Genomic DNA, 15620 nt, shown 5'->3' with positions numbered 1-15620 from the left:
AGGTGGTTCATATGTTTTCCAAAACAGGAATGATTTTATCGGCAGTGATTGGTTTCTCAATGAAATCGATACCTACATGTGATACCGATCTCAATTGATGACGAGCCAAATCGATTTTGTATGATTCAGATTTCAGATGTTTCCCAACAAGTAATCCGAGAAAAATTATTACGCGAACAAATGATCATTGCGAAAGAAAGGGAATCTGAGGCAAAAAAAGCATCCCAGGCGAAAACGGATTTTTTAGCCTCAATGAGCCATGAAATTAGAACACCACTCAATGCCATTTTAGGTATGGCTGATACTTTAAATGAAACGGAATTATCAGAAGAACAGACAGAATATCTTACCGTACTTCGAAATTCAGGAAGGGCTTTGTACAATATCATCAATGATATTTTAGATTTTTCGAGGATCGAATCTGGGAAACTAGAAATGGAATCCGTTACATTTTCGATTCATGATTTGATGAAAGAAACTATATCTCTATTTTTGATGAAAGCAAAATCAAAAGGAATTCATATTTCCCATTCCATTAGTAAAGAAATTTCCCCAATGATCAAAGGAGATTCCACTAGAATCCAACAGATTTTGATTAATCTGATCGGAAATGCGATGAAGTTTACTGAAAAAGGAAGTATCTTTATCAAATTAATGTTAAGCGAAGATAAAAGCCATTTGGTTTTTGAAATCGAAGATACAGGAATTGGGATTCCAAACGACAAACTGCAATCCATTTTTGAAAGTTTTACGCAAGTAGATAGTTCCACAACTCGCAAATATGGAGGAACTGGACTTGGATTATCGATTACAAAAAAATTGATTTTATTGATGAATGGAACAATTTCTGTTCAAAGTGAAATTGGAAAGGGTTCTACCTTTCATATTGAAATTCCTTATGAAGGATTACTCCATAGAGAATCAAATCAAAACCAACACTGGCTTGATTTAGAATTACCAGACCCCGAAAATTTTCCACCATGCAAAATCCTTTTGGCAGAAGATTCAAATGAAAATGTATTCATCATCAAAACTTTTTTACGTAAATATCCCATCCAATTGGAAGTCGCACAAAATGGAAAAGAAGCATTTGATAAATTCCAATCTGGAAACTATGATTTAGTTTTGATGGATATGCAAATGCCAGAAATGGATGGAATGGAAGCAACAAAACAAATTCGAATCCATGAACAAGTAAAAACAAAAAACAAAAGTGGTGAAACTCCTATCATCGCAATTTCTGCAAACGTACAAAAAGAGGAAATTAAAAAGAGTTTTTTAGCTGGCATTACCTCTTACTTAGCAAAACCGGTTCGTAAGATAGAGATTCTAAAATTAATTTATTTTTATATCGCCCACTAAGTTAGGTCAGTTACCCTTCTCCAGTTCATCCAAATCCATTACTTTAAAACTTTTTCGACAGCAGTTTCTGGATACGCTTCTGCTACAGATGGTTCATTTACAAGTTCATTTGCTTTTTCAACGGAAAGATAACCTGGTTCTGTTTGGAAACTTACCAAGCGAGGGTTAAAGGTATGGAATATTTGTATTTTGTATCTTTTGGCCAACTCGGAAATGAATTCTTTGGATTGGTCCGTCCGAAAGGATACCACGATCATCCCAGGGAGAACGATGTTTGGTCCATACCCTTGCCCGGTATTGTAAACTTCAGTGACTTTGGTTTCATTCCCTGACTTTGTTTGATTGGCTACCAACGCTTTTCCTGGTTTACGTATATTCCACCCAACTTTTAATTTTTGATTCGCATAACTTTTATTTTGCGAGGAATTGATTTGATTGGGGGTTATGAATTCCGCCTCTAAGTTCGGGTTTCGATAAAATGTCTTTTGGACTCCACCTTCTGTGTACGTTATTTGGTTTGGAGGTTCCTTTGCCAAAAGAGAAAAAACAAACAAAAAACCTAAGATATAAATTAAGAATCGAAAACGTGGGAATGGGATCATTAAAAATTGTATTGTCTTCATAGGATTATCTACCATAAATTTTCATACGGACGGTTTGGATCGTTCCCGTATCGCCAACTCCATCATCATAAACACGAATGGTCCACATCCCATTGGGATTCTCACCCAACAATCTGGCGATTCCAAATCGATATGTCGAGGAACCAGTCATACTTGCGATCGTTGTACTTCCAAAAGAACAACCCGAATTGGTTGCAGGATTGGCACAGGCGTGTGGCTCTGCTAGCACACTTTGAATCGCACCAGTGGGGGAAGTCACAACGATTCCTAGTTCCGGAAAATAAGTATGACCTGTAGTGATTTCAACATCGACATATTCAATGTAATTAATGGAAGACGATACAGGATACATAACGGAAACACCAACAACGTTATTATCTGGGATTGCATTTCCATAATTAACGGCAGACATCGTCTCCACCCTTTGCGGCGTAGTGATCGGAGTCCAGGAACTAGCCCTTAGTAACAATTGTTCTGCGTCAATGGCACCAAATCCATATTTATGGTTAACATGTAAACCAGCTCCATTGGTATCCCAATCCAAATCACCTGGATCATTTTGTCTTGCGGAGTAAGCAACTAACTCGCGAACATCCCTCCATGAGAGTGATGGGTATTTGCTAAGAAGTAAGGCGACAACACCTGCAGCAAGTGGTGTGGCCGAGGAAGTTCCATTAAATCGCCTTGTGTAATTGGAAAAAGAATAATCACCCGATGTCCCACCTGCATTCAATCCAAATGCACCAGCTGCATCGGTCGTTGTGATGGCAGTTGTGTAGGCAGTTGCAGAATTCCCTTGGGTATGGGCTACCGCCCAAAGATTGGCACCTTCTTCCGAATAGGAAGCTTTCATTCCATTTTGCCCAATCCCACCGATTGCCATCACACCATAATAATTGGCCTGGCCATCATAATTTGCATTATCGACTAACAAAGGTGAGGATACAGTATTACCATTTGCACCGTTCCCTGCTGCCCAAAGGTAAACAGTTCCTAATCCCCCACGGCCTAAACTAATGCCTTCATTGATCCCTTGTTGCCATAGCGAACTAGAAGGCCATAACCAACCATACGTATCAGGTGAACCCCAGCTATTATTGGAGATGTAAACTTTCCCCATCTCATTCACCATAGCCCGGTATTCGTCTGAAGTGTAAATGGTGGATTTTTCTAATAGGTTCACACCTACTAGTTTGGAACAAGGTGCAGCTCCCCTAACACCGATTCCATTCCCACCACGTGCACCAATCACACCTCCGACGGCAGATCCATGGAAACTAGAGGAATATGCATGATAAGGAAAAAGTGAATTGTTGAATAAATTCAAACCCTTTGCGGAGATAGAGATATTGTCTTTTAAATCTTCGTGAGAAAGGTCAATCCCATCATCTACGACACTGACGATGACTTGGTTTCCCGAATAGCCTTGGTCCCAAACGGAGCGCACACGAGCATCTTCTCCAGAAGTCCCTCCCAATTGCCCATAATTGAATAGATGCCATTGGTCATTGTAAAGAGAATCGGAACTATTTGGTGAGAACGTACAATCTAATTCCCTGGCATTTAAAATCGAATTGAGTAGGTATAAAAATAAAAAATCATCGCTCACCAAATCATTATTTTTTTTGGGAACACAATGGCTCAAATTGAGGAGTGTCACCAACAAATAAGCGAAAATCCAACGTTTGAGAGTCATATTTTTATTTCCTTACTAAAAAATAACAATTAGCGGAATGGTTTCAACCGAATTCCAGAGAAAAAATGATCCTTTTAAGCCTTGGCTTCTGCTAATCTCTTAGACCGGTCTTCCTGCACCAATGCATCGATTAATTCATCCAAATCCCCTTCCATAATGGACGGAAGATTATGACTCGTAAAACCAATCCGATGGTCAGTACAACGGCCTTGTGGGAAATTGTATGTGCGAATTCGTTCCGAACGATCTCCTGAACCAACTTGTGCTTTTTTTAGAGCATCTGCGCTTTGTTTGGCGGACTCTGCCGCTTGGTCTGCAATCCTTGCACGAAGCACTCTCATCGCTTTGTCGCGGTTTTTGATTTGGGAACGTTCTTCTTGGGAGGCCACAACAATGCCTGTAGGTATATGTGTGATTCGGACTGCCGAGTCAGTTGTGTTGACGTGCTGACCACCTGCACCTGAGGATCGATACACATCGATACGCAAATCACTTTCTCTGATCTCTACTTCCTTCTCTTCTGCTTCAGGAAGGATGGCAACAGTGACAGCCGATGTATGAATCCTTCCACCAGATTCCGTTTCTGGAATTCGTTGTACCCGATGAGTACCAGATTCAAATTTGAATAAATCATATGCCCGATCATCATCCAAGGAAAATACAATTTCTTTGTATCCACCAATCCCTGTTGGACTCATATCAATGATCTCAGTTCGGATTCCCTTTTTATCAGCATATTTGTTGTACATGCGAAACAAGTCAGCACAAAACAAACCAGATTCTTCGCCACCTGTCCCAGCCCGGATTTCCACTAAAATACTTTTTCCAGAGTTTGGATCGGGAGGTAATAACATAATTTCGAGTTCTTTTGCGAGCTCTTCTAATTTTTTTTCACCTTCTTCAATTTCGGATTTTAACATGGCATGCATGTCTGCATCATTTTCCGATTCTAATAAGGACTTTGCATCTTGGCAATCCTTGGTGATCTTTAGGTATTCGTCTGCTTTTGTATATACTGGCGTTAGGCGAGATCTTTCTTTCGATAGATTCTTCAAAGTATCGGATGCAGTGGCCTTTGCGAGCTCATCCTCGATACGCAGGTATTTTTCTTGAATTTTTTTCAATCTATCTATCATGTCTATGGAAAGGATACAGAATGCCTGTTTTTGATAAACTAAAATCTAATGAGGATTTGAGAAACCCGTGAACGAACTCCCACATAAGGGCAATTCTAATGGATTTTTAGAGGGTCTCATCGAGTTATTTGCTGGATTTGAGGACTATAGAAGCCCTTACGCTCCTACCATACAACCACCTGAGGAATTACTCAAAGATTTGGTTCAAAATGCTTCCTTTAAATCCGGACTGATTAGCGCTACCTGTTCCCTGCCTCCAGGGCCATTGGGAATCTTAAGTATCCTTCCCGAGTTGCTCATGGTGTATCGAATCCAAGGGCATTTGATAATGGATATTGCCGCTCTCTACGGAAAAGAGGTGCAAGTCACAAAAGAATTGTTACTTTATTGTTTATTCAAACACGGAGGGGCACAAGTTTTTCGAAAAATCATAGAAGAATCTAGTTTCAAAATTCTCATTCGCCCAACAACCGTTAGGGTATTCCAATCTGTATTAGAAAAATTAGGAATTATGATTTCCAAATCAATCATTCGAAAACAATTTGCTCGTTGGGTACCTATAGGTGGTGCTGTTGTTACAGGAACCTTTGCCTATTACGATACAAAACGTGTAGGAAAAACAGCCATGGAATTATTTTCAAAAGAAATCCATTCGGATGAAATTAGAGACTTGTTGGAGACTCAGTGAAATTTTTTTTCTTCATAATTTTAACGTTATTCACTCTCAGCCATTGCCAATCCAAACATGAATCCTTAGTTTCTGAAATTGAAGATCTCATTGCAAAAGAAAAGTTTGAAAAAGCACTTGTTTTACTCCAAGACCGCCTTTCTTCGAATCGTTCCAGTGCGGAGATTTTATCCAAAAACAAACCGAACCAACCACGACTTTTTGCTGTATCTGAGGACAGAACTAAAATTGTTTGGACAGAAAATAAAACCTTATTTTTCAAAGATTTGGTAAATGACAATAGAAACTCTATCGAATTAAAACTGAGACCAGATTCCATACAGTTGTCAGCTAACGGAAATTATGTTGCCGTTCAATATCCGTTAAAACAATATGGTGGTTGCGCATTATTTGGTTATTCCACAACTGATTCTACCCTGGAACACGAATCCATTGTTCATATCCCTTGTAAAACAGGAATGGCCATTTCCAATTCTGGTGATCTCTTGTTATATTTTTTTGAGAATCAATTGTTCTTGGAAAAAACGGGAAAATCCTCAAAACCAGAACGTTTTCTTTCCAGTGAATTATTTCCCTCCCCATATCCAAAATTAAAAATCCAATATCACATTTCATCGATTGGGAATGAATATTTAATTTGGTCTGGCGTTGGTGGGGCTTACCATTTGTTTTTCCTAAATGTTGAATCCAAACGTGTCTCATTACTCTCCAAAGATATCGTACTTCCTAAATTTTATTATAACAGCGGTAACTCTGGTTATGTGGTTGGAGGCAAAATTGGTGATTTGTATCTAAAAGAAGTAATCTACCAACAAGGGAAATCTCCCTCCATCAACCGAGGAATTCCCATAGTTACAAGGGAAGCATATTCCTGGAAATTAACAGGCAAAGATGAATTTATCACAACGAATCAAAACGATCCGAACCAACCCATGAAATGGAAAGTTTCTGGCAAAAAAGAACATTTCCCATTCTTCTTAGAAAGGTTATGGGGAGTGGCTGGGGATAAAATTGTATATGAAAGCAAACGTGGTGAGTTGGTTTTGGATGATTTAAATTTCAGCGAAGAAGATTGGAAAATTTACGAATACTTTAAAAAAGTACGGAAAATGAACGACGGTTAAGCCGCTTGTTCTTTCTCTTTTTTCGCAGAAAAAATTTGACAAGTTTTGTAAAGATCTTGTACGCAATGGGATGTAAGACGTTCTAAGTCTTCCGATTGCAAACGATCCTTTGAGCTCGGGCATACAGAAAGTCCCTTGGCGTATAAAGGGCATTTTACGTAAAATTCGTTTTTAGGTAGAGACTTCTGTGGCATAACTCTGAAAATTTTTTGTGAAAAGCATGCCCTGTCAAACGGATTTTAAGTGAAATCATAAAATTAAAATTCAAAAAAATCCACGTATCACTTCTAAATTTAAAAGTACAAATTTAAGATTGTAGGGTTTTCTACCGAAATCACTTGGTCTTCAAAGGTAAAGTCTCTTAAATTGAAAGTTTTGCCATTCCAATGATTTTCGAATAAGTGCCCAGAGAGAAACACTTGTACTAAGTCCTGCGCTCTTGTAGACTTGATGTACTTTGCCATTCCTTCTCGTTTCCAAACATTGACATCGGTTAAATCTAATCCAGACCATTTCATATCTGGAAACACTGCTGCAGGAGATATCAAACCATCCACTGGTTTTCCTGTTAGGCGACTATACAAAGAAGCCTCAAACACATCTTGGCCAATGAAAATTGCTACCTTCCAACCAGGCACGATCCAAATACGATCTTGGTTAATTTCACCCGCCGAATAAAGTTTTTGTTCCTCTTCGGACAAAATGATTTTTTTGACCATTGGTTCCATAAGTTTTCCATCTGCAGAAAACGGAATGGCAACATTGTATAATGGACCCTTTGGATCCAAAACTAAATTTCCTTTCACAATTTTCGGATTCGGTAAGACAATGGTTCCACCAAGGATTGGGACATTATAATCTTTGGCTAAGGAAGAAAACGTGCGAACATAAACTTCTGCCATCAATTCGGATTTTGCATAAATCAAATCAGAGAAGGTAAAATTTTCCCCTTTGGTTTTTAATGCTTCAGCAAACGTATCTGAATTTAAAAATTTTGATTTTTCATTCAAAAAAACCAATCCACTTCCAATATGTTCTGGAAAAATAACAATAGTTTTGCGGTCAAAAATCCCAGATGATTTAGCTTTTGCTAAAGTTTCCTCAATTCTTTCTTTCCACCATTCTTCCTTCACATAATCTTCAGGTTTTAATACAAGTTGGATCCCAACAAGGTTTCCGTATTTTCTATCTGATCCATTTGTTTGGATGGTGATCTCAGACCATGTTTTATTAGGTTTTTGAATTTCTTCATCTACTTCTGGTTGGCTAAAATTAAAATCAAATTTGAAATCAAAATTAAAACTAAAATCGGTTTTTGGTAATTCTTGTTTTGGTGTTGGATTCGTATTTTCGTAATCTTTTAAAAATGAGGCAGAACCATATCCAATCCCAAACAGAACAATGAATAATAGAATTTTATATGGTGGTACGTAGAGATTATGCATATTCTTTTAAATAAAGTTGGACAGCTTCCAACATATACTCCGAAAAAAGTTTTTGTGGATCAAAGGAATTGATATTTACCCATTCCATATAATCATGTTCGTCAGACAAATTTACTTTGCCATCTAAACATTTTGCATCATAAGCGATGATAATACAAGGATGGTTTCCTTCATTCACTCGATGTTTATGAACAAAAATAGGAACAGGATTGACTTCAATTTTGATATTTGTACCGAGTTCTTCTTCAACTTCCCGAAAAATACTTTCAGTCCAATCATTAAAAAATTCATCTTCATTCATCCTTCCACCAGGAAGATCCCCATGTCCGGATTTTTTATCTCTTAAAACTAATAATAAATCACCGTCTCTTAAAAAAAGTTTTTGGGTGATTTGAAAGAATCCATGTTTACTCACAAAGAATTTCCCCAAACATTGATTTGGTGGTCAACAGCATATAATTCTGGTTTCGGAAGATTTGTTTTACGATGTTGGTTTACCATTCCTAATGAAACACTCGCCAATTGTGAAATGATTGGATCCATCGACTCGGTTGGAACACCAAAAAATAAAAAGTTTACTGGACTTCCATCACTTATCAAATAAATTTCCTTTTCCAAATTTAGCTCGGGAATCTTAAAAAGAATTTTAGAACCTAAATCCATTTGCGATTGCGGATCTAAAATTCGATGAAAGGAGATCAAAGTCTCTTTCCCACCTAGTTTCGGATTACCTTCTAAATTCAGTTGGTTTGTCCACTGGATAAAATTCGCAAATTCTACTGTCTTCGTAGAACCTGATGCCAAATACAATTGTTTGTGTTCACTTTTAAGAATCCATGATTCAAAATTTTTTGGTTCCAAGATTGATTCACCAGTCACACCTATCACCAAATCGATGTTCGCAAATTCAGTTTCACTAACCGATTGGAATGATTGTTTTTGTAACTTTGTGTCGGATTCAAATTTTCGATCTACTTCCAAAACATCCAAATGAGATTCGTGGAGGGAGCCACCGACCAAGTATTTTTTCAAAAACCCACCGATATTTCCTTTTGAGCCCAAAATAAGAACATTGCGTTTGGATAAAACTTTTCCAATTCCATGTAAGGTATTTTCAATTGCATTGATGATCGAACGAGCAACCTCTTTGGATTCTTCCAAAGTTTTTTCCTTGGAAATGGCTATGGAATATGCAGGTAAAAATAATGATCCTCTTTCATTTTTCACTTTGGCCAAGCGATCATAACCATTTCTAGTGTGTTCTACTGTACCCACGATGTGTGAATTTAAAATTTCAGAAAACTTTTTATCTTTTAAAGGACTAAATTTTCCTTCAACCCAGAATTCAGCCAAAACATCGCCAAATGAAACTCCATCTAATGCTCGTTCATTGAGAATCGGTGCAACATATCCTCCATCTTCAATGAGAATCATCTTTTCATTTTTTTCTGCTAAATCCAGTAATTGATTGAGAAACAAATACATGGCCAAACGACGCATCGCATCAAAAAATCCTAATTTTGCTTCTTCTAATTTATGTCGAAATGAAGTATGCACTTCAAAATCACTATATAGCGGGGACACACCATAATATGGAGTGTTGTTCTTGGTAAGTTTGAATTCCAAACCTGCCATATAAAATGATTCCGTTGGAATATCTAATAAAATATCCAAATAGATTGGTGGGATATTCCCCCCATACTTCACGAAGGCGACATTCAAAGACTTTGTTTTTAACCTTCGAAATGTTTCGATTAAGGATATGATCTCAGATGTAATATGGTGGATTAAAAATATATGAATGCCATCAAAATTGTACGTGTGGTCTTTTGAATTCGCGATGGACTCTAAAATTGGCATTCGTTTTAAATAAAAGTTTGAATCAACTAATGTGCGCTTCTGATTGAAACTAAAATTTAATACTCTGTCTAACCTAGAAAGATCAACATAAACTGAAGTTTTTCCAATGTTGGCTCTTAATGTATTTCCCTCTTTAATTTTCTTTGAGGCGGAAGAATCTTCCAATAATAAAAATAATTTTTTTAAGATAGAAAGGGAAACACTTGGATCCGAACTCAATATCAAATTGCGATATTGTTCTTCCCAATAAAAATTTATGTTTGAGAGTTTTCCAAGCGGGGTTTTTTCAATTTGCGAAAATACTTTGCTAAAATGACTATTCTCTTCTTCGTAAAAAGTTTCCCCTTTTTGCGCAACATTGATGATCCCATTACTCAATGATTCACTGATTTTGGATGCACCAGCAATGTACGTTCTCGAATGCACATCACTGATCACCTCATGTTGGATATTTGCCAAATTCAAACAGCCATCTTCTCGTGAATCAATCGTTATGCGAAGAAAAAAGTCACCAATTCGATTTTGGTTTTGTACTCTCTCCATCAGAATGTAATATCCTGATGGATGCACAAATTCAGTATCAAATGGAAATAACAAGGCTACAGAAGAATTTCGATTTGGATCTTCTCCGTAAAACTCTGGGTGTATTTTTTTAGCGATCGACTGCTGTTGGAACGATCCAAATACAAAACGCAAATTCTCTTCAAATTCTTCCCGAAACAGTACCCAATCTTTGAGAATACCAGCGCGCGCAAATACTTGCACATGTTGGATGTGCATATCCACCAACTCGTGATTGATATTAGGATTGATTTTGTAAGAAAACGCCAAGTCACCAGGCAACGACTGTAATAGGTTTCCAATTTCTTCACCGATGGTGCGAGATAAAATAGAAAGTCCAAAAAAGATTCGAAGGTTTGTAAGGTCAATTTCCCATAAACCGGCTTCTACTTCGTGTAAGGTCGGCCCAAGTGATGTTTTGATTTGTTTCTCTAAAGACATATACTTATTGAAAATCTACCACTACCTTAACACTCGATGGTTCTTTGGCCTTTGCATACGCTTCTTCCAGTTGATCGGCGGGGAATCGATGAGAGATCAAATTTGTTTCTAAAGAATTCGTGATTTCAGGGTTATCTTTTAAAAGGGAAATTGCCATATGGAAATCTCCACAACGTGAACTATGAATTTCCTTTCCTTGTTTGAAAAAATCCAGCACCAAACTGAATTCAGATGACCAATTGACAACATTGGTTGTATCCACTAAAATCGCTCCTCTAGGGCGCACTAGAGAATTTTCGTGTTGGGAAGAGGGCCTGATGGCTAAACCAATTTCCTCAGGTTTTGAAACCACAACAAAATCAAATCGAGGCATTTGGCCTTGAAATGATTCAGAATTTAAAATGGATTCACCTGCTTGTACATCTCCCCTATACACCTGAAAACTTTGTTTCAATTCAGATTGAATCGCCTCTGAAACTCCTTCAAAAACAAAAACATTTTTGTTACTTCGTTTTTCTTTTTGCCAATGGAAGTTTGTATTCTCCAAAGAATATGGTAAAATCGAAAGTTCATCCACCACCAATTCAGTGAGATGATGGATTCCTGCCATCGGTTGCCCATTTGTTGTTTTTAAATGGACTTCCCTTTTTGAAATTTGAAGTGCTGTTTCAAACCCCGAAGGGGTGGACGTCGTATCATAAACAATATCAAACTTGTTTTTTAGATCGTTAACACTCATTATGCGAAGATCAGCAATTTCGTCCGCACCCATTTCTTTCGCTAATTTTATCAGATTATCATGTCGTGTAATCGCTGTGATGCGAAAATCGGATCCATTGGTTTTACGATAAGACGATAGTGCGGCAAGAACCAAACTACCGAGTCGTCTCGGACCAAGTACTGCTACATGGTCTCCAGGTTTGGGTGGAGAGGCAATGATCGCTTGTAAGGCAGCCGCAAAAGGTTCCATTAAAACAGCCGCTTTCGGAGAAACACCTTCCAAATTGATGGCAGCATGGACTGGAGCCAAGATATAGGGTCCAAAACCGCCGGGCAGGCGATCAATTCCAAGAACCCTTCTTTCTGGAGAATGGGTGGGGATTCCTTCTTTGCAAAATACATCAGGATTTTTGTCCCCACGGGCTTCGTAGGTGTCATTGATTTCCACTACGAATTGTTTGCCTTGGTTTTCACCAAGACCTTCCGCTAAGACTTCATGACCTATGATTTGAGGTAGGGGGAAGGGTAAAAAACGTCGATCGATATCTGTAGAACACACTCCACAGGAAATGGTTTTGAGAGGGATGTAACCTGGGCCTAATTGGAGGTATGGGGTTCCATTTCGTATGATTTCCCAACCCTCATTTTGATTGCCAATGTATTCGTATTCCGCTGATTCAAACGAGTCATCGGAAAGGTAATCCTTTGCTCGGAATTTTAGATTCATTACCTATTGTTGATAAAAAATAGAAGAATGATCGTCAATGTAAAAAAGGTAAAGTTAAGGAGAAAGCCTTGCCTGATTTCTTGCCTTTCTTTTTCACCAAGCAAATAACTTGTGACAAAGACGGAAAAAAATCCTCCAAGGTGCGCCCAGTGTGCCACATTGTCTCTAGCAAACACATTCGTCACATCCGAATACACCATCATCCATCCAAACAAAAATACAGGGAATGGAATCGATTTATGTTTTGTAATGGGAAAACGAAATGGAGAAAGCAGAGTTGCTGCAGATGCAAGGCCTGAAATCGAACCACTTGCCCCTACAATGGGTGTTCTGTCTCCCAAGATAAGACCACGCACAATACCATCGCCTAACACTGACAAGAGGCCAGCCATAAAATAAAACAATAACCATTTGGCCTTTCCCACTCTTTTTTCTACCACTCTACCAAGTAATAGTAGAAAAAATAAATTGGATAAGAGGTGAGCACCGGATCCATGGAAAAAAGTAGACAATATCCAATTGATCGGTTCAATTTCTCCTGGGGTGGCTATAAAATATTCCGTCAGTAAACTTGGCAAAAAAATAGAAACAATCGGGTATAACAGAAATAGGAATAAGGCAAAACTAGCTGTTAACGGGAATTCCCAAATGAATGATCGCATAACTATTTGAATGTGGGAATTTTGGCTTCTTCTGGATTTCGAAAATAGGCTGGATCAAAATTAGGAATTCCCGTTGCCAATTCATGTAAATCAGGTTGTTTCCAAATTTGTTCGTAATAATTGAGTGATCCATAAGAATCAAAATGACTGTCATACAAAAGTCGTAAGTATTTTTCTTTATCACTGACAATGATCCGAATGACTTCATTTACCATGGCTTCAAAACTGCGACTCTCTTTATCAAATTCATCTACGGAATCATGTAATAGTCCCAGAAGGACAATGTATTTTTCCGCCTGTTTTAAGGATTTTAAGGAGTAAGCCAATTCTTGTAATTTCATCAAATACAAATAAGGACGGATATTTTTTCCAATGGTTAATTTTTGTTTGGCCACTGCAATTTCGCGATAACCCAATCGCAAATATAATTTTGTTTCTGTTTTTTCTTTTCCATTGGCAAGCCTTGCCAATCTTCCCAATTCAATTTCCAATTCTTCGATTTCATCTTCCAAAACATGGATGTAAAGTTGGATGAGTAATCCTTGTGTCCTACGCAGTTCAGCGTATGATTTTCCTAAATCCATTTGTAAATGTAAGATTTCTGACTCAATGTGGTGTTGTACGCAGCGTTTGAAGTATTTTTTTTGGTCTTCTGTCCCGCGATTGCTGATGGTTGAATTTAATATGCGAAGAAACTCGTAGTTATCCTTAAGTCCATAGCTAACACGGATTAACTGTGTCGCTTTAGAACTAGATTGGTCCGGTGTCATCTCTCCCATTGCGCTGAAGAGAAGCAGTAGTATTACCGAAAATCGTTTCATCTATGCAACTAGTTTCGGCCGTACCTGGAAAACATTAGCATGATAAAAAAGAAAAGACATATACGTCTCATATTTCAGAATTATGTCGAGAGGAAACTGTGCAAAAGTTAGGACCACTACCCATTTCTCCCTTAGAAGCCATTGACCAACTCAAATCAGAAATGGACCAACCAGTCTGGGAAAAACGCCTCTTAGATTTGATGAAATTGGCTGCAAATAACGATAAAAATGTATGGGCAATGATCTACCAAATCATACGTGAAGCTGATTCTGGAAGGTTGTCATGGGGGTATCACAAAGTTTTACTCTCTGGAATGGTATACCTACTCTCTTACGTTGGGGACTCCAAAAGTTATCGGGTACTTGTGAATTATGTCAAATCTTTGGATCGCACGATTCCCATTGGCGCCATGGAATTGATCTCTGATTTACTCCCAACTTTTGCCGAACTCGATATCCGCGAACTATTTATGATCGCTGCCAACCAAGATGAATTAAAATCCGCATTTGGTGTATTAGCACTTTGCAAACTCAATATGGAAAATCGACTCACTGAAGATGAAAAAAACAATTTAAAGTCCTTTTTATCCAACTATAAAAATTTGAAGTACTATTTAAACGATACGATCGAACTCACATTGGAACAATTAAATGAAACTGATTCGAGTGATATGTTATCGGAACTTGATGGAATTATGTTATGAAAGCAGCAGTTTTGAAATCGGGATCTAGGTCTCTCGAAATCCAAGAATTGGACCTACCCCCACTCCAACCAAACCAAGTAAAGGTGAAGGTCAAAGCCTGTGGGATTTGTGGTTCCGACATTCATTTTATTTTACATGGAAAAATGAAAGCAACTTACTCACCCTGTGTCCCTGGTCACGAAACATCTGGAGTTGTGACTGAAATCGGTGAACAGATCACAAAACTTAAAGTTGGGGACCGCGTTGTTGTGAGCGCAGGAACATCTTGTGGGAAATGTAAACATTGTTTGGCGGGGCGCGAAAATCTTTGTGAACAAATTGGAGTGATTGGTTTTAACCAAAGAGGTGGATTTGCAGAATACATCCAAACGGAAGAAAGATACCTACACATTTTACCCGATGAAATCCCGTTTGCAGAAGGTGCGATTTTGGCGGATGCAGTTTCTACTCCCTACCACGCAGTCAAATACCAAGGAGAATTAAAGGCTGGTGAAACAATTGCGATCATTGGTTGTGGTGGCCTTGGCATTCATGCTGTGGCCATTGCAAAAGCACTTGGAGCTGGTAAAATTTTTGCTATTGATATTGATGGTGGTAGTCTCGAAAACGCAAAAGCATACGGTGCCGACGAACTTATCTTAGTTGATAAAAATATGCAAGTGGGTAAAGTATTAAAGGAAAAATCTGGTGGGATAGATCTTTTATGTGATTTCACGGGTTATATGCCTAATATCGAAAGTAGCGTCAGAGCCATGAATCGAGGGGGAAGGATTGTGCTTGTTGGGATTGGTAGAAACAAACTTGAGATTCCAATGCCATTTTTTCTCATCGAAAGGCAAATTCGTATCACAGGGTCTTATGGATCTGATCGTCGGGCCATCCCTGAGCTCATCCAACTCTACCAAGAAAAAAAACTGAATCTCACCAAGTCAATTAGTGGGATACATAAATTGGAAGATACGAACGAATACCTTCATGCTTTAGAAGAAAAAAAAGGAAACCCAATTCGTTTTATCATCAACCCAGAACTCTAAAACAGGAAAATCAATT

At 38.2% G+C, this 15620-nt stretch carries 15 protein-coding genes; 5 read left to right on the top strand and 10 right to left on the bottom strand.

All coding sequences use genetic code 11. The annotated features are described in order from the left end of the window. The first annotated feature begins 120 nt into the window (after window positions 1-120). A complete protein-coding gene (locus EHQ62_RS13915; protein ID WP_244241777.1) occupies window positions 121-1362 on the top strand; it encodes an ATP-binding protein in 1242 nt (413 codons plus the stop codon). Window positions 1363-1400: 38 nt separating this feature from the next. Here the strand turns inward: EHQ62_RS13915 and EHQ62_RS13910 are convergent, their stop codons facing one another. The 3 genes from EHQ62_RS13910 to prfA form a co-directional block, all read right to left on the bottom strand. Then, window positions 1401-1985, bottom strand: coding sequence for a hypothetical protein (locus tag EHQ62_RS13910; protein ID WP_135643698.1), 585 nt, complete (start codon window positions 1983-1985; stop codon window positions 1401-1403). 4 nt (window positions 1986-1989) lie between these two features. Then, window positions 1990-3681 (bottom strand): S8 family serine peptidase, encoded by a 1692-nt coding sequence (locus tag EHQ62_RS13905; protein WP_135643696.1) that lies wholly within the window; start codon window positions 3679-3681, stop codon window positions 1990-1992. 74 nt (window positions 3682-3755) lie between these two features. Further along, window positions 3756-4817 (bottom strand): peptide chain release factor 1, encoded by a 1062-nt coding sequence (gene prfA / locus EHQ62_RS13900; RefSeq protein ID WP_135643694.1) that lies wholly within the window; start codon window positions 4815-4817, stop codon window positions 3756-3758. A gap of 67 nt (window positions 4818-4884) precedes the next feature. On the opposite strand from prfA, the gene EHQ62_RS13895 reads away from it, so the two are divergent. Together EHQ62_RS13895 and EHQ62_RS13890 are read left to right on the top strand one after the other, a co-directional pair. Beyond that, window positions 4885-5505 (top strand): hypothetical protein, encoded by a 621-nt coding sequence (locus EHQ62_RS13895; RefSeq protein ID WP_015676767.1) that lies wholly within the window; start codon window positions 4885-4887, stop codon window positions 5503-5505. Then, window positions 5502-6629 carry a hypothetical protein gene (locus EHQ62_RS13890; RefSeq protein ID WP_135643692.1) on the top strand — a complete coding sequence of 376 codons (1128 nt, stop codon included), beginning with the start codon at window positions 5502-5504 and terminating at the stop codon, window positions 6627-6629. Before EHQ62_RS13895 ends, EHQ62_RS13890 begins: the two co-directional genes overlap by 4 nt. Here EHQ62_RS13890 and EHQ62_RS13885 read toward each other — a convergent pair. The 7 genes from EHQ62_RS13885 to EHQ62_RS13855 form a co-directional block, all read right to left on the bottom strand. Then, window positions 6626-6823 carry a hypothetical protein gene (locus tag EHQ62_RS13885; RefSeq protein ID WP_135643691.1) on the bottom strand — a complete coding sequence of 66 codons (198 nt, stop codon included), beginning with the start codon at window positions 6821-6823 and terminating at the stop codon, window positions 6626-6628. The two genes, EHQ62_RS13890 and EHQ62_RS13885, sit on opposite strands and share 4 nt — an antisense overlap. Window positions 6824-6922: 99 nt before the next feature. Beyond that, a complete protein-coding gene (locus tag EHQ62_RS13880) occupies window positions 6923-8074 on the bottom strand; it encodes a carbon-nitrogen hydrolase family protein (RefSeq protein ID WP_135643689.1) in 1152 nt (383 codons plus the stop codon). Beyond that, window positions 8067-8489, bottom strand: coding sequence for an NUDIX domain-containing protein (locus EHQ62_RS13875; RefSeq protein WP_135643687.1), 423 nt, complete (start codon window positions 8487-8489; stop codon window positions 8067-8069). The genes EHQ62_RS13880 and EHQ62_RS13875 overlap by 8 nt, the downstream gene beginning before the upstream one ends. After that, on the bottom strand, window positions 8486-10936 hold the full coding sequence (locus EHQ62_RS13870; RefSeq protein WP_135643685.1) for a hypothetical protein: 2451 nt from the start codon (window positions 10934-10936) through the stop codon (window positions 8486-8488). The genes EHQ62_RS13875 and EHQ62_RS13870 overlap by 4 nt, the downstream gene beginning before the upstream one ends. Window positions 10937-10940: 4 nt before the next feature. Further along, window positions 10941-12383 (bottom strand): MDR/zinc-dependent alcohol dehydrogenase-like family protein, encoded by a 1443-nt coding sequence (locus tag EHQ62_RS13865; protein WP_135643683.1) that lies wholly within the window; start codon window positions 12381-12383, stop codon window positions 10941-10943. After that, the gene (locus EHQ62_RS13860) at window positions 12383-13045 is read right to left on the bottom strand and encodes a rhomboid family intramembrane serine protease (protein WP_135643681.1); all 663 of its coding nucleotides are present in this window, start codon (window positions 13043-13045) and stop codon (window positions 12383-12385) included. Before EHQ62_RS13860 ends, EHQ62_RS13865 begins: the two co-directional genes overlap by 1 nt. Before the next feature lie 2 nt (window positions 13046-13047). Continuing rightward, window positions 13048-13866, bottom strand: a complete 819-nt coding sequence (locus tag EHQ62_RS13855; RefSeq protein WP_135643679.1) for an adhesin OmpL37 family surface protein — start codon at window positions 13864-13866, stop codon at window positions 13048-13050. Window positions 13867-13964: 98 nt separating this feature from the next. Between EHQ62_RS13855 and EHQ62_RS13850 the strand changes: the two genes are divergently transcribed. Next, a complete protein-coding gene (locus EHQ62_RS13850; RefSeq protein ID WP_135643677.1) occupies window positions 13965-14570 on the top strand; it encodes a hypothetical protein in 606 nt (201 codons plus the stop codon). Further along, on the top strand, window positions 14567-15604 hold the full coding sequence (locus tag EHQ62_RS13845) for a zinc-binding dehydrogenase (RefSeq protein WP_135643675.1): 1038 nt from the start codon (window positions 14567-14569) through the stop codon (window positions 15602-15604). The genes EHQ62_RS13850 and EHQ62_RS13845 overlap by 4 nt, the downstream gene beginning before the upstream one ends. Window positions 15605-15620 lie beyond the last annotated feature (16 nt).

Source organism: Leptospira jelokensis (genome assembly GCF_004769635.1).
Taxonomy (GTDB): Bacteria; Spirochaetota; Leptospiria; order Leptospirales; family Leptospiraceae; genus Leptospira_A; species Leptospira_A jelokensis.
Note: the sequence above shows the minus strand (reverse complement) of the source record. Positions and strands in the feature narration are given on the sequence as shown.

Coding starts and splice junctions, on each gene's coding strand:
- EHQ62_RS13860 (WP_135643681.1), bottom strand. CDS start 13,045: ATGCGATCATTCATTTGGGAATTCCCGTTAACAGCTAGTTTTGCCTTA.
- EHQ62_RS13915 (WP_244241777.1), top strand. CDS start 121: ATGATTCAGATTTCAGATGTTTCCCAACAAGTAATCCGAGAAAAATTA.
- EHQ62_RS13855 (WP_135643679.1), bottom strand. CDS start 13,866: ATGAAACGATTTTCGGTAATACTACTGCTTCTCTTCAGCGCAATGGGA.
- EHQ62_RS13910 (WP_135643698.1), bottom strand. CDS start 1,985: ATGAAGACAATACAATTTTTAATGATCCCATTCCCACGTTTTCGATTC.
- EHQ62_RS13845 (WP_135643675.1), top strand. CDS start 14,567: ATGAAAGCAGCAGTTTTGAAATCGGGATCTAGGTCTCTCGAAATCCAA.
- EHQ62_RS13865 (WP_135643683.1), bottom strand. CDS start 12,383: ATGAATCTAAAATTCCGAGCAAAGGATTACCTTTCCGATGACTCGTTT.
- EHQ62_RS13880 (WP_135643689.1), bottom strand. CDS start 8,074: ATGCATAATCTCTACGTACCACCATATAAAATTCTATTATTCATTGTT.
- EHQ62_RS13885 (WP_135643691.1), bottom strand. CDS start 6,823: ATGCCACAGAAGTCTCTACCTAAAAACGAATTTTACGTAAAATGCCCT.
- EHQ62_RS13870 (WP_135643685.1), bottom strand. CDS start 10,936: ATGTCTTTAGAGAAACAAATCAAAACATCACTTGGGCCGACCTTACAC.
- prfA (WP_135643694.1), bottom strand. CDS start 4,817: ATGATAGATAGATTGAAAAAAATTCAAGAAAAATACCTGCGTATCGAG.
- EHQ62_RS13905 (WP_135643696.1), bottom strand. CDS start 3,681: ATGACTCTCAAACGTTGGATTTTCGCTTATTTGTTGGTGACACTCCTC.